We start from the raw sequence: 21746 nt of genomic DNA, 5'->3' as shown, positions 1-21746 counted from the left end.
TTACTTGCTCAGTTCGATGTAGGGGGACAGCACTTCCAGCAGCGACAAACCGCCGTGTGTCAGGGTCGGGTAGCCGCCTGGGCTCTTCCATTTGCGCCGGCCCAGGGCGAGCCGGTGGGTGCCGTGCGCTGAGGCGATCTCAAGCGCGACCGGGGGCACGAAGGGGCCCAGATCGTCGCTGCCGGCGGCGTTGCGTCCGCTGGCGAAGGACTTCTTCAGGAACTGGCCCACGTCGCCGTCCGCATCCGGGAAGAGGCCGGTTGCGGCATAGCCGTGGTCGGAAGTGATGACCAGCCGCCGGCCGGTGGCCAGGCGGTCCACGAAGGCCCAGAAGTCGTCGCTGCTGAGCTGCTCGGCAGCGTCGCGGGTGAGGGCGTCCAGCCCCTGACCGGCCCCGGAGCCATCGTGCAGCTTGCTGTCGGGCCAGTGGTGCCAGAAGACCCAGTTCGGCGCGCCGCTGACCAGGCTCTCGCAGTCTTTCCAGGGCATGTCCACGGTTTCAGTGACAGCCGGCACCAAGCGGTGGGTGAGCCCGCCGCCGTTGTTCTGCAGCTGGCTGCGGCTGTTGAAGCCCAGCGCCTTGGCAAACTCGTTGGTCTCGCCCGGCAGTTCGGAGGCTGTGGCGGTCACGCCATGCAGCGTGTAGCCGCGTGCCTGGGCACCCTGCAGCAGCCAGGGCAGTTCGCGCAGGGACAGGCCGTCGAGGATCAGCACCGCCTTGGCGGTGTAGGGCTCATCCCACCAGCGTGCCAGACGGTCTGCGGTGCGCTCGACGCCGCTCACGTCGGGTTGGGCGAAGGCCTGCCACAAGTCCCAGCCCGTGGCGGCCAGGAAATGGTCCAGCGTTCCCACCTCCCGGTCACGCTTGACGACTTCACCCGGCGCGTTGCCAGAGGCCAGCGGCTGGCTGCAGATGGCCAAGGCGTGTTCGACGATGGCGGCCCAAGCGGTCTTGGCGTCGCACCGGGTCAGCGTGTTCAACAGCTCGGCGGTGAGCGCCATCACTTGTTCTCCTTCTCCAGGCTCAGCTCGAAGGTCATGCCATCGGGCAGCTTCTTGAGCAGCTCTTTCAGCTGGGCACCTGTCAGCTGCGCGCCGCTGGACGTGCGAACCTTGAGAGCAACGTCAGACACCTGGGTCGCGGGGCCGATGCCCCAGCCTTCGAGCTTCCCGATCAAGTTCAACGGCGAAGTGGCTGGGTTGGAATGGGTGGTGCTGGTCTTGGCCGGAGGAATCGTCCCGCCGCCGAAGATCGAACCTCCGGGCGGTGTGAGGTCCGGTGCCAGACCGCCGCCGGGTGTGGGCTCCGCCACGCCGGGCGCGGGGGCGGGTGTTCCCCCGCCGAAGAGGCCTCCGGTTTGATTCCCGGGCGTCGGTATAGGGGTGGGTGTCGGCGTCGTGCCCCCCGTGGTCGGCACGGCCGACGGTGGCATCAGGAGGACCTCGTCCAGCTGACGGCCGGTGTAGGCCAGCTTGGGCCGTAGGCGCTTCCAGGCCGTGTCCTCGTCCTCGCCGGGCGGGGTCTGAAGGTACTCTTGCCCCCGTAGGTTGATAACCACCTTGCCACGCGCACACAGGCGCAGGATGCGCTCCTTCATGACCGTCTCACCCAGCCAGGGAATGCAGTCTTGCCCTGCAGGGCGGGGCTCCTGTAGCTCACGCAGCACCTTGCCGACCGAGCCGTTGGCCGCCGCAGCTTCAAGGATCAGCTCGGCAAAGTCTTCCGGCACGAAGAGATCGTTGAGGAGCGTTTCCTCGATGGCCTCCGGGATCTGCGGGCCTTGCTGCTTCAGTGTCTCGACGCTGAAGCAGCATTGGCCGGGATCGGCAAAGTTCCAGCGGCTGAGCACCGCGAAGCGATCGAATCGCTTCTTCAGGTTGTCTCGCAACTGCCCCTGGAACTCACCGTGCAGCTTCTTGTACTCAGGGCCTTGGCCGCTCCACTCTTGGGCCTTGATTGCAGCCCGCGCCATGATCAGCAGGTCGCGGTCCAGGAAGGCGTTGGTCGATCCCGAGCGAGGCAGCAGGAAGCGGATGGTGTTGCGGCGCTTCTGCAGCTGGTCCTTCAGCCAGCGGCCCAGAGTCGCATCCAGCTTCTCGGGTTCCTCGGGCAGGATCAGGATCGGCAAGCGGTCGTCCCACTTATCGGGGTGTTCGTTTTCTTCCAACGCTGACCACGGATCAGTCTGCCAAGACCTGGGCAGCGCAATTACGCGGAAGGCCTTGGCCACCTCGTCGGTGCCGCCGATCACGTAGCGGATCTGCTTGGCCAGCTCGCGCAGGTCCGAGCCATCGCTGAAGAGCTTGTCATTGCGCGCGCAGGCCATCAGCTTGGCGCGCGGGTTCTCTTCCTCGCGGAAGACCAGCTTGGCGCCTTCCTGGTGGATGTTGAAGCTGTTTTCGATAATGGCAGCCAGCTCGACCTGGAATGCGTTGTCGTCCACCGGCTTGGCGCGGGTGATGTCCACCTGCAGCGTAGCCGCTTCGGCGCCTGCCAAATTGCCCATCGCGATGGAGCGCAACCACAGCGCCCCGATCACCTCCTGCAGGTGCGGAGCGACCTCGGCATGATTCGTCACAGCCTCAGTGACGGAGATGATGTTCTGCTGGGCCTTGGCGCGCAGCGTGCGGTGGTGTTCGTTTGACACCGAGTCCAGCAGTGCACCGATGCCGGAGGCATCGTCGTCCAAGCGGAAATCAGCTGCAGTCAGCAGCGGTACCTTGGCGCCCTGGCTCTTGAACAGATTGGCCAGGATCTGGATCATGTCGCGCGTTTCCTGAGCATCGGTGGCGATCAGAACCTGCTCTTCCAGCAGGCGCAGCAGGTGGGGGGCGAAGGGCCAGGACTCCACGAAGTCTCGGCGCTTGCGCTCGTGCTCCGAAGAATGCACCTCATGCAGCCGGAACGACTCGCTGACGTGCCTGTCGATCAGGCGCTCGATGCTCGCGGGGGCGATCTGCAGGCGGTTGTCGAACAGGCGGTGCAGGAGCATGCGCCGCCGATCCAGCTGGATGCGCTCCGCGTTGCCGCCCGCCTTGAAGTCGATGGACACCGGCGCAACCCGGTGCACCTGCTGGTAGGCATCACTGCTGCCATTGCGCACCGAGATGACCAGCACCAGCAGGTCCGGCCGCTCCTTGGCGATCTCCGACAGGATCTGGATGAAGTTGAAGGCCCAGGTCTTCGAGGGGTACTGCTTGGTGTTCGTCAGACCATCGAACCAGGTCTGGAACTCGTCGAGCAGCAGCATCGTGGGCGTGTGCTCCAGCAGCTCGACGATCAGCTTGTCAGATGGGATGTCGGTCTTGGCGGCACCTATGCCGTCCCACTTACCCTTGATGTAGGTGCCGTGGGGGTGGCGCTCGAACAGCAAGTCCCAGAGGAACTTGTAGCGCTGGCGGTGCAGGCTTTCGCCGATCACCTGCATGCCGCGGCGCAGGGCGATCTTGCCGATGCTGGGATCGCCCAGGGTGCTAGCCCAGCTGTTCAGCCACTTGCCGGTAGAGTCGGGGGCGTTCACCGCATGAAACAGCGCGGCCATCAAGTGCGACTTACCGAGACCGCGTTCGCCAATGATGACCACGGGGCGACCCTGGTTCGGCCCCACCGCCTCAATGCCCTTGAGCAGGTCATGCGTCGGGTAGGTGATCTCCAGGAAGGCTTGCGCCGCGACCTGGGTGGCCCCCGTGTTCGAGTCGTTGGACAGTTCGATGGCCGTGCCCTTCAGGCGCTTGCCTCGAAATTCCTCGCGTAGCGTGAGTTCCAGCATTGTTGTGTTTCCCTTGTTCCTGATGGTTCAGTCTTAAGCCTGATCGTCAGCCGATCGTGCTGGCCCATCCTCCGACTGCAGCCGGATCCAACGGTCGATCTCGGCGCGCACGAAGCGCCAGCTTCCGCCCACCTTGAAGGCCGGGATTCGCTTGGCCGCTGCGAGGCGATAGATCGTGCGTTCAGTGACTTTGAGGAAGTCAGCAACTTCTGAGACCGTCAGGATCTCGCCGGCATCGCTGGACGTAGTCATGACTATTCTGCGATTTGTGTCAATTGAAGACAGGACAGTGCAATCTTTTCAACATCCATCATCATCCACCGGTACCCGCTGCTGTCGCTGCCCACTGAGGGTGGGAAACGCCACTTCCTCACAAGCAGTGCGGTTGTCGGCCCACCGGTCAGCTACGCGCTTGAATTTCGACACGAACTGGGTATGGGTCTGCCGCGACATTCCGTGATGCCTTGACCGGGTTGTGGGCGTGCTTTGAGCCGGCAGTCCAGACGTGGTGCACCTGCACGGCAGCTTGCTCCACCCACGCTGCTTTGCCTGCGGGCATCCACATGTGCTGCCAGACGGGATCCCCGATGAGCCGGAAGGCGGTCGCTCCATACAGCCGCCGCGGTGCGAACGGTGTGGCGGGTATGTGCGGCCCGGCGTGGTCTGGTTCGGTGAGTCGCTGCCGACGCTGGCCTGGTCGGCGGCCGAGCGGGCGGTGCGCGAGTGCGATCTGTTCCTGTCGATCGGCACGTCCGGGCAGGTGTTCCCGGCGGCGGGTCTGCACCAGATCGCTGCGCAGCAAGGCAAGCCGATCATCGTCGTCAACCCAGGCGAGATGGCCAGTGCGCAGTCACGCGAGTTGTGCCTGCGTGGACCGGCCGGCGAGGTGCTGCCGGCGCTGCTGGCGCGGTGGGCGTGAAGACCAGCGGCTTTCAGTCAATTGCCCCCGCCCAGTTTCGTCAACACCACTAGGCAACCCGATAGTTCAGAGCGCCCCAGAGGGAGCATCGGGTTGCCGCACCGATCAACTTCACCCCCACCCGCACCACACACCAGCACGGCGCCGGCCTGCGCCCCTGGCAGCCGATCAGACGCAGAGACCGGTCAAGACCAGCCTCTGGCGATCACGGATCAGCCCTGCTGCACCGCCTGCGCATTGCGCAGCCGAATGTGCAGCTCGCGCAACTGCTTGTCCTCGACCACCGACGGCGCGCCGGTCAGCAGGCACTGCGCACGCTGCGTCTTCGGGAAGGCGATCACGTCGCGGATCGACTCGGCCTTGGTCATCAGCGTCACCAGGCGGTCCAGGCCGAAGGCCAGGCCGCCGTGCGGCGGCGCGCCGTACTGCAGCGCGTCCAGCAGGAAGCCGAACTTGAGCTGCGCGTCGTCCTTGCTGATGTTGAGCGCGCTGAACACCTTGCTCTGCACCTCGGCGCGGTGGATCCGGATCGAGCCGCCGCCGAGTTCCCAGCCGTTCAGGACCATGTCGTAGGCCTTGGCGATGCACTTGCCCGGGTCCGTGTCCATGTAGTCCTCGTGGCCGTCCTTCGGCGCCGTGAACGGGTGGTGGACGGCGTTCCAGCGGTTCTCGTCCTCGTCGTGCTCGAACATCGGGAAGTCCACGACCCACAGCGGCGCCCAGCGGTCCTCGAACAGGCCGCTCTTCTTGGCGAACTCGCTGTGCCCGATCTTCAGGCGCAGCGCGCCGATGGCGTCGTTGACGACCTTGGCCTTGTCGGCGCCGAAGAACAGCAGGTCGCCGTCCTGTGCGCCAGTGCGGGCCAGAATGTCCGCGACCGCCTGGTCGTGCAGGTTCTTGACGATCGGCGACTGCAGGCCCTCACGGCCCTTGGCCACGTCGTTGACCTTGATCCAGGCCAGCCCCTTGGCGCCGTAGATCTTGACGAAGTCGGTGTAGCCGTCGATCTCGCCGCGGCTGATCGACGCGCCACCGGGCACGCGCAGCGCCACGACTCGACCGCCCTTGGTCGTCGCCGGCGCCGAGAAGACCTTGAAGTCCACCGTGCCCATCACGTCGGTCAGCTCGGTGAATTCGAGCTTGACGCGCAGGTCGGGCTTGTCCGAGCCGAAGCGGTGCATCGTCTCGGCATAGGCCATCACCGGGTAGTCGCCCAGCTCGACGTCCATCGTCTTGCGGAAGACGTGGCGGATCATGCCTTCGAACATCGAACGGATCTCTTCTTCGGTCAGGAAGGAGGTTTCGATGTCGATCTGCGTGAATTCGGGCTGGCGGTCGGCGCGCAGATCCTCGTCACGGAAGCACTTGGTGATCTGGTAGTAGCGGTCGAAGCCGGCCACCATCAGCAACTGCTTGAAGAGCTGCGGCGACTGCGGCAGCGCGAAGAAATGGCCGTCGTTGACGCGGCTCGGCACGAGGTAGTCACGCGCGCCTTCCGGGGTGCTCTTGGTGAGCATCGGCGTCTCGATGTCCACGAAGCCCTGCTCGTCGAGGAACTTGCGCACCTCCATCGCGACCTTGTAGCGCAGCATCAGGTTCTTCTGCATCTGCGGGCGGCGCAGGTCCAGCACGCGGTGCGTCAGGCGGGTCGTCTCGGACAGGTTGTCGTCGTCGATCTGGAACGGCGGCGTGACGCTGGGGTTGAGCACGTCGAGTGCGTGGCACAGGATCTCGACCTTGCCGCTGACGAGGTTGGCGTTGTCGGTGCCGGCCGGGCGGGCGCGCACCAGGCCGACCACCTTCAGGCAGAACTCGTTGCGCACGCCTTCGGCGACCTTGAACATCGCGGCGCGGTCCGGATCGCAGACGATCTGCACCAGACCTTCGCGGTCACGCAGGTCGATGAAGATCACGCCGCCATGGTCGCGGCGACGGTGGGCCCAGCCCATGAGGGTGACGGTCTGGCCGGTCAGTGCTTCGCTGACCTGGCCTGCATAGCAGGTACGCATAATGGTGGTGTCTTTCTTTGGAATCTATGGATTCAGTGAGGGGTCACGGCAAGGGCGACGGCTGGTATGGCACGTGCCGGCGGTGCGACCACGCCCATGGAAATGATGTACTTGAGCGCCTCGTCCACGCTCATCGCCAATGGCCGGACGTCGGCCTTGGGCGCCATCAGGAAAAAACCGGACGTCGGGTTCGGCGTGGTCGGCACGTACAGGCTGACGAACTCGGTGTCGGCGGGCGTGCCCATGCGCTGGGCGACCTCACCCGCAGGCTTGCCGGTGACGAAGGCGATGGTCCAGCAGTCGCGGCGCGGGTACTCGACCAGCACCGCCTCGCGGAACGCCTGTCCGCTGCTGGAGAACAGCGTGTCGGAGACCTGCTTGACCGAGGTGTAGATCGACTTGACGATCGGGATGTTGGACATCACCCGGTGCCACTGCCGCAGCCACCACTGGCCGACGAAGTTGGCGACGAACATGCCCGTCAGCATCATCATCGTCAGCAGGGTCAGCACGCCCAGACCCGGAATCGACGACAGCGTCTCCAGCATGCTGTGGGCGCTGGCCGGCAGCACGGCGGTGGCGGCATCCAGCAGCGTCTGGAAGACGCTGTTGAGCAGCCCCAGCACCCAGGTGAGCACCCAGATGGTGATGGCCAGAGGCAGCCAGACCAGCAGGCCGGCGACGATGTATTTTTTCACTGGACGATCCGCTTCAATGGCAGGCGCAGGAGCCGCCGCAAGGGGCCGATGGCGCCGCCGTGGCACCGCCACCGCCCTCGCTCGGTGCCGCAGGTGTGGGGGCGGCTGCAGCAGCCGTGGCACCCGCAGCCGCAGCAGGCGCGGCAGAACCACCGCGGAAATCGGTCTGGTACCAGCCTGAGCCCTTGAGCTGGAAACCCGCAGCCGTCACCTGCTTGGAGAACGACTCGGCACCGCAGGCAGGACAGGTGGTGAGCACGTCGTCGGACATCTTCTGCAGCACGTCCTTCGCGTGCCCGCAGGAGGAACAACGATAGGCGTAGATCGGCATCGCTAAACCCTTGATTCGAAACGGGAATTATAGAGGAGCCAGGCGATGGAGCACCTGGACGGCCAGGGCGCCGAGCAGGAAGCCGACCGCCGCCCAGCCAAAGGCCTGCAGCAGCCGGTTGGTGCGGCGCTGCTCGATCAGCAGCGCCTGCATCAGCTCCTTCGAGGGACCGTCCGCCTGCGCGCCGGCCGTCGTGCGCGCCAGCAGCGCCTCGTGCAGCAGCCGTGGCAGCTCTGGCAGGAAATGGGCATAGCGCGGCGCCTCGTTCCTGAGCTGGCTGACCAGCGCACGCCAGCCGATCTGCTCGTTCATCCAGCGCTCCAGGAAGGGCTTGGCGGTGCTCCACAGGTCCAGCTCCGGGTCGAGCTGGCGGCCGAGGCCCTCGACATTGAGCAGCGTCTTCTGCAGCAGCACGAGCTGCGGCTGGATCTCGACATTGAAGCGCCGCGAGGTCTGGAACAGCCGCATCAGCACCTGGCCGAGCGAGATGTCCTTGAGCGGGCGGTCGAAGTGCGGCTCGCAGACCGCACGCACGGCGCCTTCGAGTTCATCCGCCCGCGTGCCCGGTGGTACCCAGCCGGACTCGATGTGCAGCTCGGCCACGCGCCGGTAGTCGCGGCGGAAGAAGGCGATGAAGTTCTGCGCCAGGTATTCCTTGTCGCGCGCATCCAGCGTGCCGACGATGCCGAAGTCGAGCGCGATGTAGCGCCCGAAGGTGGCCGGCGCGGTCGACACCATGATGTTGCCCGGGTGCATGTCGGCGTGGAAGAAGCCGTCGCGGAACACCTGGGTGAAGAAGATGGTCACGCCGTCGCGGGCGAGCTTGGGGATGTCGACCCCGGCGGCACGCAGCTGCTCGACCTGGCTGATCGGCGTGCCGACCATGCGCTCCATCACCAGCACGTTCTCGCTGATGTAGTCCCAGACCATCTCCGGCACCATCAGCAGCTCCAGCCCGCCCATGTTGCGGCGCAGCTGCGCGGCATTGGCGGCCTCGCGGCCCAGGTCCAGCTCATCGTGCAGGTACTTGTCGAACTCGGCCACCACCTCGCGCGGACGCAGGCGCCGGCCGTCGGCGGAGAGCCGCTCCAGCCACTCCGCGCCCTTGCGCAGCAGGCCGAGGTCGGCGTCGATCACCGTCAGCACATTCGGCCGCAGCACCTTGACCGCCACCTGCCGCCCGTCGTGCAGCACACCAAAATGCACCTGCGCAATGGAGGCACTGGCGACCGGATCGGCATCGAACTGCGAGAACACCGCCTCGATGGGCTTGCCAAACGAACGCTCGATGATCTGACGCGCCTGCGCGCTCGGGAACGGCGGCACCCGGTCCTGCAGCCGGGCCAGCTCGTCGGCGATGTCGGGCGGCAGCAGGTCACGCCGGGTGGACAGCACCTGGCCGAACTTGACGAAGATCGGTCCCAGCTGCTCGAAAGCCAGCCGCAGGCGCTCGCCGCGCGGCGCGTCGAAGCGGCGTCCGATCGACAGCACCCGTGCCAGCAGACGCAGACTCGGTCGTGGCGCCCGGGCCAGCACGAGCTGGTCCAACCCGTGGCGCAGCAGCACCCACGCGATCAGGGCCAGCCGCGGCCAGTGCTTCATGCCGCGCCGCGCACGCGCTGCACGAAGGCCCCGACCGCCTGCGTCAGCCCGCGGCCGAGTTGTCCCAGCACACGCGCCGGGCCATCGCCGACCACACGGGCCAGGTCATCCTCGATGTCCCAGCGCAGGTTCTCGGCCAGCCAGCTCACCTCACCGGCCAGCGCCGCGTCGCCGCGGATGTCCATTGGCGGACGCCCGGCCATGCCACCGAACACCCAGCCCATCAGCTCGGTGCCGTCCAGCGTGACCATCAGCGTCTGGTCATCGCCGACACCTACCGGCACCAGCAGCATGTCCTCGTCGAGATCCAGCAGCCCGGCCGGCGAGATCGACCACACCGCGCGGGGTGGCGGCGGCAGCATCGCCGGCCACTGGCGCCACTGCACGCCGATGGTGCGGCCGACCTGACCGGACAGGCGGCGGGTGGCTTCAGGTTCCGCGCTCAGCACATGGTTGAGCAGCAGCGTGACACGGCCGAGCGCTTCGCGGCCGAGGGGTTCGAGGAGGGGTTCAAACATCCGGCAATTGTAGGTGCCGGTGAAATTGCGCGCGCAAGGCGGGTGTCACGGCACTGTTCACGCACAGATCAGCGGATCAGCAGGCAGGGTTTGCCACAATTCGCGCCATCGTCGTTCATCGAGACCCCACCCCCATGCCCACCATCCTCCTGACCGGCGCCACCGGCTACATCGGCTCCCACACCTGGATCGCGCTCAAGGAAGCCGGCTTCTCGGTGCTCGGCGTGGACAACTTCGCCAACAGCTCGCCCGTCGTGCTCGACCGACTCGCCACGCTGCTCGGCGAGAAGCCGGTCTTCGAGGAAGCCGATGTCAACGACACCGCCCGCATGGAGGACATCATTGCCCGCCACCAGGTGTCGGCCGTTGTCCACTTCGCCGCGCACAAGGCGGTCGGCGAATCGACCCAGAAGCCGCTCGAATACTTCCGCAACAACCTCGGCGGCCTCGTCAGCGTGGCCACGGCGATGAGCAACCAAGGCGTCAAGGCGCTGGTGTTCAGCTCCTCGGCCACCGTCTACGGCCAGCCCGAGCGCCTGCCCATCACCGAGGACTGCGCGCTCTCGACCACCAACCCCTACGGCATGACCAAGCTGCTGGGCGAGCAGATGCTGCGCGAACTCGAAGCCTGCGACCCGACGTGGGCGATCGCCTACCTGCGCTACTTCAACCCGGTCGGCGCCCACGCCAGCGGCCTGATCGGCGAAGACCCGCGCGGCATCCCGAACAACCTGATGCCCTACGTCACGCAGGTCGCCGTCGGCAAGCGCGCCCACCTGCAGGTCTTCGGCGGCGACTACGACACCGCCGACGGCACCGGCGTGCGCGACTACATCCACGTCGTCGACCTGGCCGCCGGGCACGTCGCGGCGCTGCGCCACCTGCTGGAGGCGAAGTCCTCGGTCACCGTCAACCTCGGCACCGGCCAGGGCTACAGCGTGCTGGACGTGGTCAAGGCGTTCGAGCGCGCCAGCGAGCGCCCGGTCCCGTACCAGATCGTCGATCGCCGCCCCGGCGACATCGCGGCCTGCTACGCCGACCCGGCGGCAGCCGAGCGGGTGCTGGGGTGGAAGGCCGCTCGCGGCATCGACCAGATGTGCGAGGACAGTTGGCGCTGGCAGTCGATGAACCCGCAGGGTTTTGCCGGCTGAGTCATGCTGCGGGGATGAAAATCGATTTTGTCTCCGACGTCTCCTGCCCGTGGTGCGCCATCGGGCTCAACGCACTCGAACAGGCGCTCGCCCGGGTCGGCCCGGAGGTGCAGGCCACGCTGCACTTCCAGCCCTTCGAGCTGAACCCGTCGATGCCCGCCGAGGGCCAGGCCACCGTCGAGCACCTGACCGAGAAATACGGCATCTCCGCCGAGCAGGTCGCCGCCAACACCGAGGCGATCCGCCAGCGCGGCGCAGGCGTCGGCTTCGAGTTCGGCCTGGGCAAGCGCAGCCGGATCTACAACACCTTCGACGCGCACCGGCTGCTGCACTGGGCCGGGCTGCAGTCCGCCGACGCCCAGCGCCGGCTCAAGCACGCGCTGTTCAAGGCATATTTCACCGACGGACTGAGCCCGGGTGACCACGCGGTGCTGCTGGCGGCGGCGGCCTCGGCCGGGCTGGACACCGAGGCGGCACGCACCGTGCTCGACAGCGACGCCCATGCCGACGACGTGCGCGAGCACGAAACCTTCTACCAGCAGGCCGGCATCCGCTCGGTGCCCGCGGTCATCATCAATGACCGGCACCTGATCTCGGGCGGGCAGCCGGTCGAGGTGTTCGAGCAGGCGCTGCGGCAGATCGCGGCGGGCGGTAACTGACCTGACGTCACCCCGATCGAGGGCCACGACGAAGAACTGGGCGCCATACACGAAGGCGAATGGAAGACCAGGAAGCACGGGGCGGAGTACCGGCGGCAGTGGCGCAAGGTCCACCTGGGGGCTGCGCTTCAGCCCTCAATATCGCGCAGCTTGCGGTAAAGCGACCGCTCGCTGATGCCGAGCTTGCGCGCCAGTTCGGCGCGACTGCCCTTGTGTCGTGGTCCAATTTAAACGGACACCTCGATAGGGGATTTTTGACCCGAAGAGGAAAACATGACAGACATGAGCAAACAACCGCGAAGAAAGTTCGACCCGGCCTTCAAGCTGCAGGTGGTGCGGATGATTCGAGAACAGAACGTGAGCCTGAGCCAGGTGTGCCGGGACATGGACCTGGTGGACAGCGCGGTGCGACGCTGGGTAGAACAGTACGACGCGGAGCAGGCGGGTGGGCCCGGGCAGGGCAAGCCGTTGACGGGCGACCAGCAGCGCATACGCGAGTTGGAGGCCGAGAACCGTCGCCTCAAGGAGGACGTCACGCTGTTAAAAAAAGCGTCTGCCTTCTTTGCCCGGGAACTGCGGTGACCTACGAGGTGATCAAGCAGGCGGCGAAGAAGGCCGAGGTGAGCAGGCTGTGCGCACTGCTGGAGGTCAGCCGCTCGGGGTTCTACGCCTGGCGGGTGCGTACCGGTCGACCCGAGGCCGTGTGCGCCACCGGTGTCCGGCTGAAGGCGGCGTTCGAGGCCAGCGGGCGCTGCTATGGCAGCCGCCGGCTCACGGCCGCGCTGCGTTCGCAGGGTGTCGAGGTCGGCCGCCACCGGGTGCGCACGCTCATGAGGCGCCACGCCCTGCAGGCCCGCTGGCGGCGCAAGTTCGTCCACACCACTGACAGTCGGCACGATCTGGCCGTGGCCGACAACGTGCTCGACCGGCAGTTCCAGCCCACCGCCCCCGACCGGGCCTGGGTGTGCGACATCACCTACATCCGCACCCGCAGCGGCTGGCTTTACCTGGCCGCCGTGCTCGACCTGTACTCGCGCAAGATCGTCGGCTGGGCCTGCGCGCCGAGCATGCCTGCCGAGTTGGTCTGCTCGGCGCTGCACATGGCCCTGAGCGTGCGCCGGCCTGCGCCCGGGCTCATCGTCCACTCTGACCGCGGCAGCCAGTACGCCAGCCTCGTCCACCGGGCCATGCTCCAGCAACACGGCATCGTCTGCAGCATGAGTCGCCGGGCCAACTGCTGGGACAACGCCGTCATGGAGCGCTTCTTCCTCAGCCTCAAGACCGAACGTGTCTGGCAGCGTGACTATGCCAATCACGCCGAGGCGGCCTCCGACATCGCCGACTACATCGTGCGCTTCTACAACCCTGTGCGCCTGCACTCCACCCTGGGCTATCTCTCCCCGGCTGACTTCGAGCGCCAGTCCGCCTGAACCCGCTTTTTACCTATCGCACTGTCCGAAAAAACTTGACCACGACACCGGCGCGTGGCTGGTGGCCGTGCGCCGCTATCTGCAAGGCGCTGGCGAGGCCGATTCGGCTTACTTGGGCTTCTTGGCCCGGCTGGCGCGCAGCTTGATGCTGGTCGGCGGCGTGCTGGCCCTGGCCGTGGGCGCGCTGTGGCTGCTGACGCTGCCCGAGAAGATGGCCTTCTTCGCCACCAGCCCCTGGATGCTGGCCGCGCTGGTGCTGCTTTTGGTGGCGGTAGCGCTGCCCACGCTGCTGGGCCCGCGGCTAGAGCGTGGGTTGTGGGGCTACGCTGTGTTCGGCGTCGGTGCCGTGGCGCTGATCGCGGTGGCCGCGGCGCGCGAGATGCTGCGCTACACGCTGCTCTTGGGCGTGCATGGCTACGACGCGTTGGACTACAAGGTCAACATGGACTGGTACAGCACGCTGACCTTTTTCATCACCTTCGGCGTGCTGGGCGGCGTGACGTTGGGCTACCTGCTCACGGTGGCCTGGCAGGCCGGTCAGCACCGCGGGTCTGGGGATGCGGGCGATGCCGCCGGGGCCGCCTCGGTCTACACGCCTTCAGCCGCCGTCACGCGCTTTGGGCGCTGGTCGGTGGGCTTGCTGGTGGTGTGGATCGCGCACTATTTCCTCATCGGCTTCTACACCATGGTGCGCTGAGATGAAGAACCGATCTGCCTTGATATCCATGGTCGGCGTGGCCGTGGTGATGGCCGTGGTGGCCGCCGCTTCCTTGGCGGCTGCACCTACTGCAACTTCTGCGACGGCTTCCAGGCCCTCGCCTGTGCTGCCCCCGGTCACAGGCGAAGCTCTGGCCCACACCTGCAGCGGCTGCCATGGCACGCAGGGGCGTCTGGCTGACGAAGCCTTCGCGCCACTGGCCGGCATGCCGGCCGCCGGCTTCGTGCAAACGATGCAGGACTTCCGCAGTGGCCGCCGCCCCGCCACGCTGATGGGCCACATTGCCCGCGGCCTGAACGATGCCGAGTTCCAGGCCATGGCCGAGTACTTCGCGCGCCAGACGCCAGCCCCCGGCTCGGCCGCCGCCTTGAATCCGTTGCGCTCTGTGCAACCGGGAGCCTCACGATGAAGCGCCGCCAATTCTTGCAATCCACCGCCACATCCTGCACAGCCACCTGGGCCCTGGGTGCCATCAGCGCTTTTGGCGCCATGGATCCCGCGCGGGCCCAGGCTGCTGCGGGCCGCGTGGTCGTCATTGGCGGAGGTGTCGGCGGTGCCACCGCAGCCAAGTACCTGAAGCTGTTCAACCCGGCGCTGCAGGTCACGCTGATCGAGCGCAACGCCACCTACGTGCGGCCTTACGGTTCCAGCGAGGTGCTGAACGGCCATGCCAGCATGGCGTCGCTGGACGTCAGCTATGACGCACTGCGCAGCCGCCACGGCGTGCAGGTGCTGATCGACACCGTCACCGGCTTGGACGCGACGCGCCGGCATGTCATCACCGCCAGTGGCCAGCGTGTGCCCTACGACAAGCTGATCGTTTCGCCCGGCATCGAGTTGATGTACAGCGCCTACGAGGGTTACAGCGAACAGGTCGCCCGCACGGCCATGCCCAGCGGCTGGATTCCGGGCGAGCAGACGGCGCTGCTGGCACGCCAGCTCCAAGGCATGCGGCAAGGCGGCACCTTCGTGCTGGTGGCCCCGCCCAACCCCTACCGGTGCCCGCCCGGGCCGTATGAACGTGCAGCGCTGATGACCGAATGGTTCAGGCGGCACAACCCGACTGCCAAGGTCATCGTGGTCGACCCCAAGGACAGCTTCGTCACCGACGAGACCATGATGCTGGGCTGGAACCGCCTGTACGGCTTCAACCTGCCTGACGACTACGCCAAGCGCATGGCACCAAGGGTTGAACTGCAGCGCCATGCCGGGCCGGGCATGCTGAGCTGGGTGCGCGCGCAAGACGGCGGTCGCGTGCTGAAGGTGGACGCCAAGCGCATGCGGGTGGAAACAGAGGCTGAAGTCATCCAGGCCGATGTGGTCAACATCATCCCGCCGATGCGCGCTGGTGCCTTGGCTCGCAGCCTGGGCCTGGTAGACAAAAGCGGCTGGTGCCCGGTGGACCGCCGCAATTTCGCATCGAGCCTGGTGCCTGACGTTTACGTCATCGGCGACGCCAGCATCGCCGATGCCATGCCCAAGAGCGGCTACTCAGCCAACAGCCAGGCCAAGACCACGGCGCGCGCTGTCGTCGAACAGCTGGCCGGCAGGCCCGTACCCGAACCTGTGTGGGAGAACACCTGCTACGCGCTGGCAGGCAAGGACTACGGCATCTTCGTGGCCGATGTGTTCCGCCTCGTCGAAGGCCGCATCACCCGCATCAACGGCGCCGCGCGCTACCTGCCGCTGGACGCCACGCCCACCCAGATCCGCCTGGGCGCGCGCTACCAGCAAGCCTGGCTGCGCACCTTCACCGAGGACGTGTTCGCATGAAGCGCATCACACTGATCCTGGCCATATGGGCTGCTGCACTGGCGCCTGCCTGGGCCATTGATGCGGCGACGCACGCCGCTGCAGCCAAACCCACCACGCCCACAGCCGCTGAACTGCGGCAGCGCCTTGCTGCCATGCCGCCGGGCGATGTGGCGCGCGGCGAGAAGCTGTACGCGCAGCAGTTCTGCGCGTCCTGTCATGGCGCGGATGGACGGGCGCCCACCCTGAACTGGCCCAGCATCGCGGGCCAGCGCGTGGAGTACGGCTACAAGCTGCTGCAGGACTACCGCCAGGGCCTGCGTCACGAAGGTGAGCGCGCAGCTGTGATGCGAGACGCTGTCCGGGACTTGAGCGACCGCGATCTGGCGGACCTGGCCACCTACACCGCGCAGCTGCGCGCTACGGCTCAGCCGGTAGCGGTGGTGGCTGCATCACCGGTTGGGCGTACGGCCACAGTCGACAAGACAGGGTCGACAACACCGGCCCCCGCCGTGCCCGTCGACACCCTCGTGCGCCATGGCGACCCCGGCCGCCTGCTGACGGCCTGTGCCAGCTGCCACGGCGCGCGGGGTGAGGGCGGCACCCGGGCCCAGCCCGCACTGGCAGGGCAGAACCCGGCCTACCTGGTACGCACCCTGCTGGACTACCAAAGCGGGCTGCGCGCCAATGACCCCGCGCGCGGCATGCGGCACTTCGCTGCAAAGCTCAGTCGCACGGAGATCGAGGCGCTGGCGGCCTACTACGCCAGCCTGCCAGCGCTCAGCCGTGCCCCTGCGGCAGCGACGGCGGCGAATCGCTGATGAACGCGGAACGCACTCGCAAGCCCGTCGCAGCCATGCAGCCCTGTGCCGGGCGAACTGCAACCAGCCGGCGCCATTGGCTGATGCGCTGGCCGCTGTGGGGCTCGGCCTTGAGCACAGGGCTGGCAGCATCTTCAGCAAGCGCCCAGACCGGTAAAAGGCCACCACCCGATGGGGCAGCTACTTTCAAAGTGCCAACGCGTCCGGTGTCGAACGAAGACCGCATGCCCGGCGATCCACCCGAGCACCACATCGCGTACCAGCTCAACCGCGCCGAACCCGAAATCATCGAACACATTCTCGGCTCGGTGGGTGCCCTTGTCGGCAAGTACGCCGACAACGTGGCCATCGTTGTCGTGGCCTTCGGACCGGGCATCCACCTGTTGGCGCGACAACCCAAACGGCCCGTGCCTGCCGCCCTGCGTGAGCGCGCGGCAGCGCAGTCTCGCGACTACCAAGTGCGCTTCATTGCCTGTGGGAACACGATGAAGAGCCTGGGATGGACAGCGACTGACATGTTGCCCTTCGTTCAGATCGAAGAGGTTGGCGCTGCCGTTTTGATGGAACTGCAAGAAAACGGCTATGCCTACCTGGCATGGTGACAACCGAGCCCACCGACATGACTCAAGACAAACCAAGCACCACGTCACCCAGCGTTTACGAACAACTGGGCGGCGAACCCGCCATCCGTCGCCTGGTCGACCGCTTCTATGCCCTGATGGACGAGCTGCCCGAGGCCTATGGCGTGCGCCGCATGCACCCGGAAAGCCTGGCCGGCAGTGCCGACAGCCTGTTCAAGTTTCTCAGTGGCTGGTTCGGTGGGCCGCCGCTGTACATCCGTGAACGCGGGCACCCCCGGCTGCGCATGCGCCATGCCCCCTACAGCGTAGGAACGACAGAGCGCGACGAGTGGCTGTTGTGCATGCACCAGGCCCTGGGCGAGTTGGTGGCCGATGAGCGGCTGCGTGCCGGCGTCATTCAGGCCTTCGACGACATGGCAACGCATCTGGTGAACGCCGGGGACTCAGCCTCGTCGCCATGCTCTGCGCACTGAACCGACACGGGGTATGAACTGCCCTGAACCTCAAGCCGCCTTGGGCCACTGGATCTGCACCTTGCGGTTCTGGGCAATGCAGTCGCGCAAGTAGAGGTTGATGAGGCTTTGGTAGGGAACACCGGCCTCATCCGCCATGCCCTTGAAATACTCGATCACGTTCGACTGCCAGACGCACCGGTCGATGCCCGCCGAAGGCCAGGCCATCGTCGAGCACCTGACCGAGAAATACGGCATCTCCGCCGAGCAGGTCGCCGCCAACACCGAGGCGATCCGCCAGCGCGGCGCAGGCGTCGGCTTCGCGTTCGGCCTGGGCAAGCGCAGCCGGATCTACAACACCTTCGACGCGCAGCGGCGGCTCAAGCACGCGCTGTTCCGGGCGTACTTCACCGAGGGCATGAATCCGGGGGACCACTCGGTGCTGCTGGCGGCGGCGATCGAAGCCGGGCTGGATCCCCTGGCCGCTCGGGGCGTGCTCGACAGCGACGCCCATGCCGACGATGTGCGCGAGCACGAAACCTTCTACCAGCAGGCCGGCATCCGCTCGGTGCCCGCAGTCATCATCAATGACCGGCATCTGATCTCCGGCGGACAGCCGGTCGAGGTGTTCGAGCAGGCGTTGCGACAGATCGCGGCTGGCGCGTGACAGGCTGTGACGGCAATTGATGTTCGCCGACCCATGAAATAAGTCACAAACCATGGCGGCGAGCGACATGTCCTGTCGCGGCTCTTGCGCACACTCCGGGGCTGACAAATCCAGCAATACCGCTCGGTTCCGGCGCCGCGAGACCACGCACGAAAAACAAGAATACGTGCAAGGCACCGGGTCAACATCATCCAGACCCCGTCACGCTCCATGCCGTTATCCCGCACGCTCGAAAGGCCCGCTCACGAGGCCCGTACCTTGCCCATCATGTCCCTGGAGGCTCCCGATTTCGGGTCGCTTTCACTGACATCACCCGGTGATAGGTTCACTGACCAAACCCTCGACTACCGGCTGTTCCGCATCGAGGAAATCGGCGCCGACAAGCCCTCGTCACACCGCCAGTCGATGGCCAACGTGTTCTCGACGCTGAACAGCAGCGGCTGCGCCTGCGTGTACATCATCTCGGGGCGGCCCGAGGGCATCGAGCTGTACATCGGTGTGGCAGCCAGTCCGGACACGCCAGCAGATGTCCATGAATCGTCGAAAACCTGCCGCTCGGGCTTCGAGGGCAATTTCCTGGGCGCCCGGCTGACGGATGTCCACAGTGACGATGCCGCGCTGAAAACGATGCTGGCGCGCACCCGGCATGTGGGTCTGATGACCGGCGTGCCGTCGTTCAACCAGGAATCATCACAGCAGCACCCCGACGAGGAAGACGCGCAGGGGGTGGAGCGCCTCGTCAACAGCCTGCTGGGCGAGACGTGGCAGCTCACCATCGTGGCCGAACCCGCCACGGACGCCGACGTCCGCCAGACGCTGGAGCAGGTGTACGACCTGGCCTCGGACCTGTCCGAGCACATCAAGCAGTCGGGGCAGCACTCGCGCAACACCGGCCAGCAGACCACCCGCACGACTGGCTCGTCCAACAGCGACACCGACGGCACCTCCACCAGCGAGACCCAGGGCACCAGCCAGGGGCAGTCCACCACGTCCACCGGCGGCACGTCCAACAGCACCACCAAGGGCAGCTCCAGCAGCGACACCCGTGGCGAGAACAAGGGCGTCAGCGAAGGCAAGAGCACCTCGCAGTCCGAGGGCACCTCCAGATCAAGCTCCAGCTCCGGTTCCAACTCGGGCAGCACCCGCGGCGACAGCAAGGGCACCAGCACCGGCTTCTCCACCTCGAAGACCACTGGCCGGAACGACTCGCACACGGACGGCGAAACGCGCTCCCTGTCGCAGGGCACCAACTCCGGCAGCAACACCTCCAGCACCACCGGCACCAGCGCCTCCCGGACCACCGGCCGCAGCGACTCCGAGGCCAAGGGCGAGAGCAACGGCAGCAGCGACGCCCGGAACTGGGAGCGCATCGACAAGCGCTCCGAGGGCCTGCTCAAGCACCTCGACGAGACGCTGATCGATCGGTTCAAGCGCGGCCGGTCCAAGGGCATGTACCGCACGGCGATCTACCTGAGCGCCGAGCACCGCTCCACCTACGAGCGTTTGACACGCGGAGCGCTGGCGATCTTCCAGGGCAACCAGTCCGGCATGACCCCGCTGCGGGTCCACGCGCTGTCTGATCTCCCGCGCGGTACCGGCGCATCCGGCGTCGAGCTGTCCACGCTGCTGCAGCTTCGGCACAGCCCGATGGACGGCGACTCGGTCGGCCGGGCACTGGTCCACAGCACGCCGCTGGCGGCCGATGGCCAGCTCTGCGCCGCCACCTGGCTCAACACCGAGGAGCTGGCGCTGATCGCGGGCCTGCCGACGCGAGAGCTGCCGGGACTCACGATTCGGCAGAGTGTCGATTTCGCACTCAACACCAGCCGTCAAGCGGCAGACGTGGCGCCCGGCATCACCCTGGGCCAGATCGTCCAGCACGGCCGCGCCCTGCCGCACAGCGTGGTCAGACTGTCGCCGCAGGAGCTGCGCAAGCATGTCTTCGTCACCGGCGTGACCGGGGCAGGCAAGACCACGACCTGCCTGAAGCTGCTGCTCGAATCGGGGATGCCGTTCATGGTCATCGAGCCGGCCAAGACCGAGTACCGCGCCCTGCACGGCGTCGATGCGTCGGTCGAGTACTACTGCCTGGGCCGCGAGGATCTGGGCACTTTCCGGCTCAACCCCTTCGAGCTGGTGTCGCGCCAGCAGAGCCTGGCCAGCCACATCGACACGCTCAAGGCCACGCTGGCGGCGGTGTTCCCGATGGAAGCGGCCATGCCGCAGATCGTCGAGGAGGCGATCATCAACGCCTACACCCGCAAGGGCTGGATGATCCACGAGAACGAGAACCTGCTGACTGACGATCCCTGGGCGACCGACAGCGATGTCTGGCCGACCTTCTCGGACATGATCGGCGAGCTGGATGCGGTCATCAAATCCAAGGGGCTGGGCCGGGAGTTCGAGGAGAAATACCAGGGTTCGCTGGTGGCCCGGCTGAGCAGCCTGACGCTCGGGACCAAGGGACGGATGCTGAACACACGGCGCTCGATGAACATCGACACGTTGCTCGACAAGCGGGTGGTGATCGAGCTGGAAGAGCTGAAGGACGAGCAGGACAAGGCGCTGCTCATGGGCTTGATCCTCACACGGGTGGCCGAGTGCATGAAGCAGCGCCACCGCCAGCAGCCAGGCTTCCAGCACCTGACGCTGGTGGAGGAAGCCCACCGCCTGCTGTCGCGGCCGGAGCCGGGTGATCCGGGGTCCAAGAAGATGGGCGTGGAGATGTTCGCCAACCTGCTGGCGGAGGTCCGCAAATACGGCGAGGGGCTGATCATCGCCGACCAGATCCCGAACAAGCTGGTGTCGGATGTCATCAAGAACACCAACACCAAGATCGTGCACCGGCTGTTCGCGGCGGACGACCGCAACACGATCGGCGATGCGATGGGGCTGACGGAGGAGCAGAAGGATTTCCTGCCGATGCTGCAGCCGGGCGAGACGATCATCTATTGCGGCGGGTGGCACGGTGCGGTGCGGCTGAAGATCACGGAAAGTGTCCAGACACACGGCACGGAACTCGACGAGGCGACCCTGCAGCGCCAAGGCCGGGCGCAACTCTGGGCGCAGCGCCATTTCCTGCTGCCGAAACTGGCCGCACTGCCACTGCTGGACAACCCGGAGCGGCTGGCGGAATTCCTGCGCGATGGATTGCTGATGCTCAATCTGCTGCTCAGGCTCAATCCGAAGGTGAAGGCGAAGGCACAGTCGTCGTCCGATGCCCGACTGCGCGGGAAGATGCGCGATCGCTTCGTGGCGCTGCACGAGGGCTGGCGGACACGCCCAGGCTTCGATGCGTCGGCGGTGGCGGATGGGCTGTGCCGGGTGTTCCAAGACTGTTCGGCCCAGAACCCCACGGTATTCAGCGCCGAGGACGCGGATATTTTCCGGCAAGCGCTCGCCGGAAGCATTCAGGGTTTGCTGGCCTCCACCACGGCGTTCGATCGCTTCGTGGACAGCATGGCCAGCAACGAGATATTCGATTCATTGCGTCACATCAACTCGATTTGAAAGGGGAACACCATGGGATTTTGGTCCAGCGTAGGAAGCGCCATCAGCAGCACCGTATCTTCGATCGGCTCGGCCGTTTCCAGCTTCTGCACATCCGTTTTGCCGAGGATCACGTCCACGCTCGACTCCATCGGGTCGGTCATTGCGGGCATCGCCAA

22 protein-coding genes and 1 pseudogene are annotated in these 21746 nt (G+C 66.3%); 12 read left to right on the top strand and 11 right to left on the bottom strand.

Annotated elements, in window-relative coordinates:
• Genes U5O44_RS02525 through U5O44_RS02515 form a run of 3 tightly spaced genes read right to left on the bottom strand, consistent with a single transcriptional unit; the run spans position 1 to position 4022 of the window.
• On the bottom strand, positions 1–1002 hold the full coding sequence (locus U5O44_RS02525) for a hypothetical protein (protein WP_322586886.1): 1002 nt from the start codon (positions 1000–1002) through the stop codon (positions 1–3).
• The gene (locus U5O44_RS02520) at positions 1002–3770 is read right to left on the bottom strand and encodes a nucleoporin (RefSeq protein WP_322586885.1); all 2769 of its coding nucleotides are present in this window, start codon (positions 3768–3770) and stop codon (positions 1002–1004) included. The genes U5O44_RS02525 and U5O44_RS02520 overlap by 1 nt, the downstream gene beginning before the upstream one ends.
• 33 nt (positions 3771–3803) lie before the next feature.
• On the bottom strand, positions 3804–4022 hold the full coding sequence (locus U5O44_RS02515) for a helix-turn-helix domain-containing protein (RefSeq protein ID WP_322586884.1): 219 nt from the start codon (positions 4020–4022) through the stop codon (positions 3804–3806).
• A 253-nt stretch (positions 4023–4275) separates the two neighbouring features.
• On the opposite strand from U5O44_RS02515, the gene U5O44_RS02510 reads away from it, so the two are divergent.
• Positions 4276–4689 carry an SIR2 family NAD-dependent protein deacylase gene (locus tag U5O44_RS02510; RefSeq protein WP_416222111.1) on the top strand — a complete coding sequence of 138 codons (414 nt, stop codon included), beginning with the start codon at positions 4276–4278 and terminating at the stop codon, positions 4687–4689.
• A gap of 212 nt (positions 4690–4901) precedes the next feature.
• On the opposite strand, the gene aspS is transcribed toward U5O44_RS02510, so the two are convergent.
• The 5 genes from aspS to U5O44_RS02485 are packed head-to-tail and all read right to left on the bottom strand — an operon-like array spanning position 4902 to position 9847.
• Positions 4902–6698, bottom strand: coding sequence for an aspartate--tRNA ligase (aspS, locus tag U5O44_RS02505; protein WP_322586883.1), 1797 nt, complete (start codon positions 6696–6698; stop codon positions 4902–4904).
• 32 nt (positions 6699–6730) lie between these two features.
• Positions 6731–7396, bottom strand: a complete 666-nt coding sequence (locus U5O44_RS02500) for a DUF502 domain-containing protein (protein WP_322586882.1) — start codon at positions 7394–7396, stop codon at positions 6731–6733.
• Between the two features lie 13 nt (positions 7397–7409).
• The gene (locus U5O44_RS02495) at positions 7410–7727 is read right to left on the bottom strand and encodes an FmdB family zinc ribbon protein (protein ID WP_322586881.1); all 318 of its coding nucleotides are present in this window, start codon (positions 7725–7727) and stop codon (positions 7410–7412) included.
• Positions 7728–7754: 27 nt separating this feature from the next.
• On the bottom strand, positions 7755–9329 hold the full coding sequence (ubiB, locus tag U5O44_RS02490; protein WP_322586880.1) for a ubiquinone biosynthesis regulatory protein kinase UbiB: 1575 nt from the start codon (positions 9327–9329) through the stop codon (positions 7755–7757).
• On the bottom strand, positions 9326–9847 hold the full coding sequence (locus tag U5O44_RS02485) for a hypothetical protein (protein WP_322586879.1): 522 nt from the start codon (positions 9845–9847) through the stop codon (positions 9326–9328). Before U5O44_RS02485 ends, ubiB begins: the two co-directional genes overlap by 4 nt.
• Before the next feature lie 134 nt (positions 9848–9981).
• Between U5O44_RS02485 and galE the strand changes: the two genes are divergently transcribed.
• Positions 9982–10998 carry a UDP-glucose 4-epimerase GalE gene (gene galE, locus U5O44_RS02480; RefSeq protein WP_322586878.1) on the top strand — a complete coding sequence of 339 codons (1017 nt, stop codon included), beginning with the start codon at positions 9982–9984 and terminating at the stop codon, positions 10996–10998.
• 14 nt (positions 10999–11012) lie between these two features.
• Positions 11013–11657, top strand: a complete 645-nt coding sequence (locus tag U5O44_RS02475) for a DsbA family oxidoreductase (protein WP_322586877.1) — start codon at positions 11013–11015, stop codon at positions 11655–11657.
• A 128-nt stretch (positions 11658–11785) separates the two neighbouring features.
• Here U5O44_RS02475 and U5O44_RS02470 read toward each other — a convergent pair whose 3' ends face one another.
• Positions 11786–11884, bottom strand: a complete 99-nt coding sequence (locus tag U5O44_RS02470; RefSeq protein ID WP_322587101.1) for a helix-turn-helix domain-containing protein — start codon at positions 11882–11884, stop codon at positions 11786–11788.
• A 46-nt stretch (positions 11885–11930) separates the two neighbouring features.
• Here U5O44_RS02470 and U5O44_RS02465 point away from each other — a divergent pair.
• The 7 genes from U5O44_RS02465 to U5O44_RS02435 all read left to right on the top strand — a co-directional run bounded on the left by U5O44_RS02465 (position 11931) and on the right by U5O44_RS02435 (position 17432).
• A protein-coding gene (locus U5O44_RS02465; protein ID WP_416222103.1) for an IS3 family transposase occupies positions 11931–13087 on the top strand; the annotation gives its coding sequence in 2 pieces (ribosomal slippage) (positions 11931–12213 and positions 12213–13087; 1158 coding nt in all).
• A gap of 61 nt (positions 13088–13148) precedes the next feature.
• Positions 13149–13784 carry a hypothetical protein gene (locus U5O44_RS02460; protein WP_322586876.1) on the top strand — a complete coding sequence of 212 codons (636 nt, stop codon included), beginning with the start codon at positions 13149–13151 and terminating at the stop codon, positions 13782–13784.
• Between the two features lies 1 nt (position 13785).
• Positions 13786–14214, top strand: a complete 429-nt coding sequence (locus tag U5O44_RS02455; RefSeq protein ID WP_322586875.1) for a c-type cytochrome — start codon at positions 13786–13788, stop codon at positions 14212–14214.
• Complete coding sequence (locus U5O44_RS02450; RefSeq protein WP_322586874.1) at positions 14211–15578, top strand: FCSD flavin-binding domain-containing protein; 1368 nt, start codon at positions 14211–14213, stop codon at positions 15576–15578. Before U5O44_RS02455 ends, U5O44_RS02450 begins: the two co-directional genes overlap by 4 nt.
• Complete coding sequence (locus U5O44_RS02445) at positions 15575–16378, top strand: c-type cytochrome (RefSeq protein WP_322586873.1); 804 nt, start codon at positions 15575–15577, stop codon at positions 16376–16378. Before U5O44_RS02450 ends, U5O44_RS02445 begins: the two co-directional genes overlap by 4 nt.
• Entirely contained in the window at positions 16378–16980 is a 603-nt protein-coding gene (locus U5O44_RS02440; protein ID WP_322586872.1) for a DsrE family protein, read from the top strand. The genes U5O44_RS02445 and U5O44_RS02440 overlap by 1 nt, the downstream gene beginning before the upstream one ends.
• 17 nt (positions 16981–16997) lie before the next feature.
• Positions 16998–17432, top strand: a complete 435-nt coding sequence (locus U5O44_RS02435) for a group II truncated hemoglobin (RefSeq protein ID WP_322586871.1) — start codon at positions 16998–17000, stop codon at positions 17430–17432.
• A gap of 30 nt (positions 17433–17462) precedes the next feature.
• Here U5O44_RS02435 and U5O44_RS02430 read toward each other — a convergent pair whose 3' ends face one another.
• On the bottom strand, positions 17463–17639 hold the full coding sequence (locus U5O44_RS02430; protein ID WP_322586870.1) for a hypothetical protein: 177 nt from the start codon (positions 17637–17639) through the stop codon (positions 17463–17465).
• Here U5O44_RS02430 and U5O44_RS02425 point away from each other — a divergent pair.
• Together U5O44_RS02425 and U5O44_RS02420 are read left to right on the top strand one after the other, a co-directional pair.
• A pseudogene (locus U5O44_RS02425) lies at positions 17617–18078 on the top strand (DsbA family oxidoreductase); the annotation flags it as partial. The gene U5O44_RS02430 and the pseudogene U5O44_RS02425 overlap by 23 nt on opposite strands.
• A 258-nt stretch (positions 18079–18336) precedes the next feature.
• Entirely contained in the window at positions 18337–21588 is a 3252-nt protein-coding gene (locus U5O44_RS02420; protein ID WP_322586869.1) for a hypothetical protein, read from the top strand.
• Here the strand turns inward: U5O44_RS02420 and U5O44_RS02415 are convergent.
• Positions 21570–21731 (bottom strand): hypothetical protein, encoded by a 162-nt coding sequence (locus U5O44_RS02415; protein WP_322586868.1) that lies wholly within the window; start codon positions 21729–21731, stop codon positions 21570–21572. The two genes, U5O44_RS02420 and U5O44_RS02415, sit on opposite strands and share 19 nt — an antisense overlap.
• Positions 21732–21746 lie beyond the last annotated feature (15 nt).

Origin of the sequence: Sphaerotilus sp. (assembly GCF_034519685.1) — a bacterium.
GTDB lineage: Bacteria > Pseudomonadota > Gammaproteobacteria > Burkholderiales > Burkholderiaceae_C > Sphaerotilus.
Note: the sequence above shows the minus strand (reverse complement) of the source record. Positions and strands in the feature narration are given on the sequence as shown.

Bases quoted from the DNA above. Each gene is read 5' to 3' on its own strand.
- U5O44_RS02525 (WP_322586886.1), bottom strand. From the start codon at position 1,002: ATGGCGCTCACCGCCGAGCTGTTGAACACGCTGACCCGGTGCGACGCC.
- U5O44_RS02520 (WP_322586885.1), bottom strand. From the start codon at position 3,770: ATGCTGGAACTCACGCTACGCGAGGAATTTCGAGGCAAGCGCCTGAAG.
- U5O44_RS02515 (WP_322586884.1), bottom strand. From the start codon at position 4,022: ATGACTACGTCCAGCGATGCCGGCGAGATCCTGACGGTCTCAGAAGTT.
- aspS (WP_322586883.1), bottom strand. From the start codon at position 6,698: ATGCGTACCTGCTATGCAGGCCAGGTCAGCGAAGCACTGACCGGCCAG.
- U5O44_RS02495 (WP_322586881.1), bottom strand. From the start codon at position 7,727: ATGCCGATCTACGCCTATCGTTGTTCCTCCTGCGGGCACGCGAAGGAC.
- ubiB (WP_322586880.1), bottom strand. From the start codon at position 9,329: ATGAAGCACTGGCCGCGGCTGGCCCTGATCGCGTGGGTGCTGCTGCGC.
- U5O44_RS02485 (WP_322586879.1), bottom strand. From the start codon at position 9,847: ATGTTTGAACCCCTCCTCGAACCCCTCGGCCGCGAAGCGCTCGGCCGT.
- galE (WP_322586878.1), top strand. From the start codon at position 9,982: ATGCCCACCATCCTCCTGACCGGCGCCACCGGCTACATCGGCTCCCAC.
- U5O44_RS02475 (WP_322586877.1), top strand. From the start codon at position 11,013: ATGAAAATCGATTTTGTCTCCGACGTCTCCTGCCCGTGGTGCGCCATC.
- U5O44_RS02455 (WP_322586875.1), top strand. From the start codon at position 13,786: ATGAAGAACCGATCTGCCTTGATATCCATGGTCGGCGTGGCCGTGGTG.
- U5O44_RS02450 (WP_322586874.1), top strand. From the start codon at position 14,211: ATGAAGCGCCGCCAATTCTTGCAATCCACCGCCACATCCTGCACAGCC.
- U5O44_RS02445 (WP_322586873.1), top strand. From the start codon at position 15,575: ATGAAGCGCATCACACTGATCCTGGCCATATGGGCTGCTGCACTGGCG.
- U5O44_RS02440 (WP_322586872.1), top strand. From the start codon at position 16,378: ATGAACGCGGAACGCACTCGCAAGCCCGTCGCAGCCATGCAGCCCTGT.
- U5O44_RS02435 (WP_322586871.1), top strand. From the start codon at position 16,998: ATGACTCAAGACAAACCAAGCACCACGTCACCCAGCGTTTACGAACAA.
- U5O44_RS02430 (WP_322586870.1), bottom strand. From the start codon at position 17,639: ATGGCCTGGCCTTCGGCGGGCATCGACCGGTGCGTCTGGCAGTCGAAC.
- U5O44_RS02415 (WP_322586868.1), bottom strand. From the start codon at position 21,731: ATGACCGACCCGATGGAGTCGAGCGTGGACGTGATCCTCGGCAAAACG.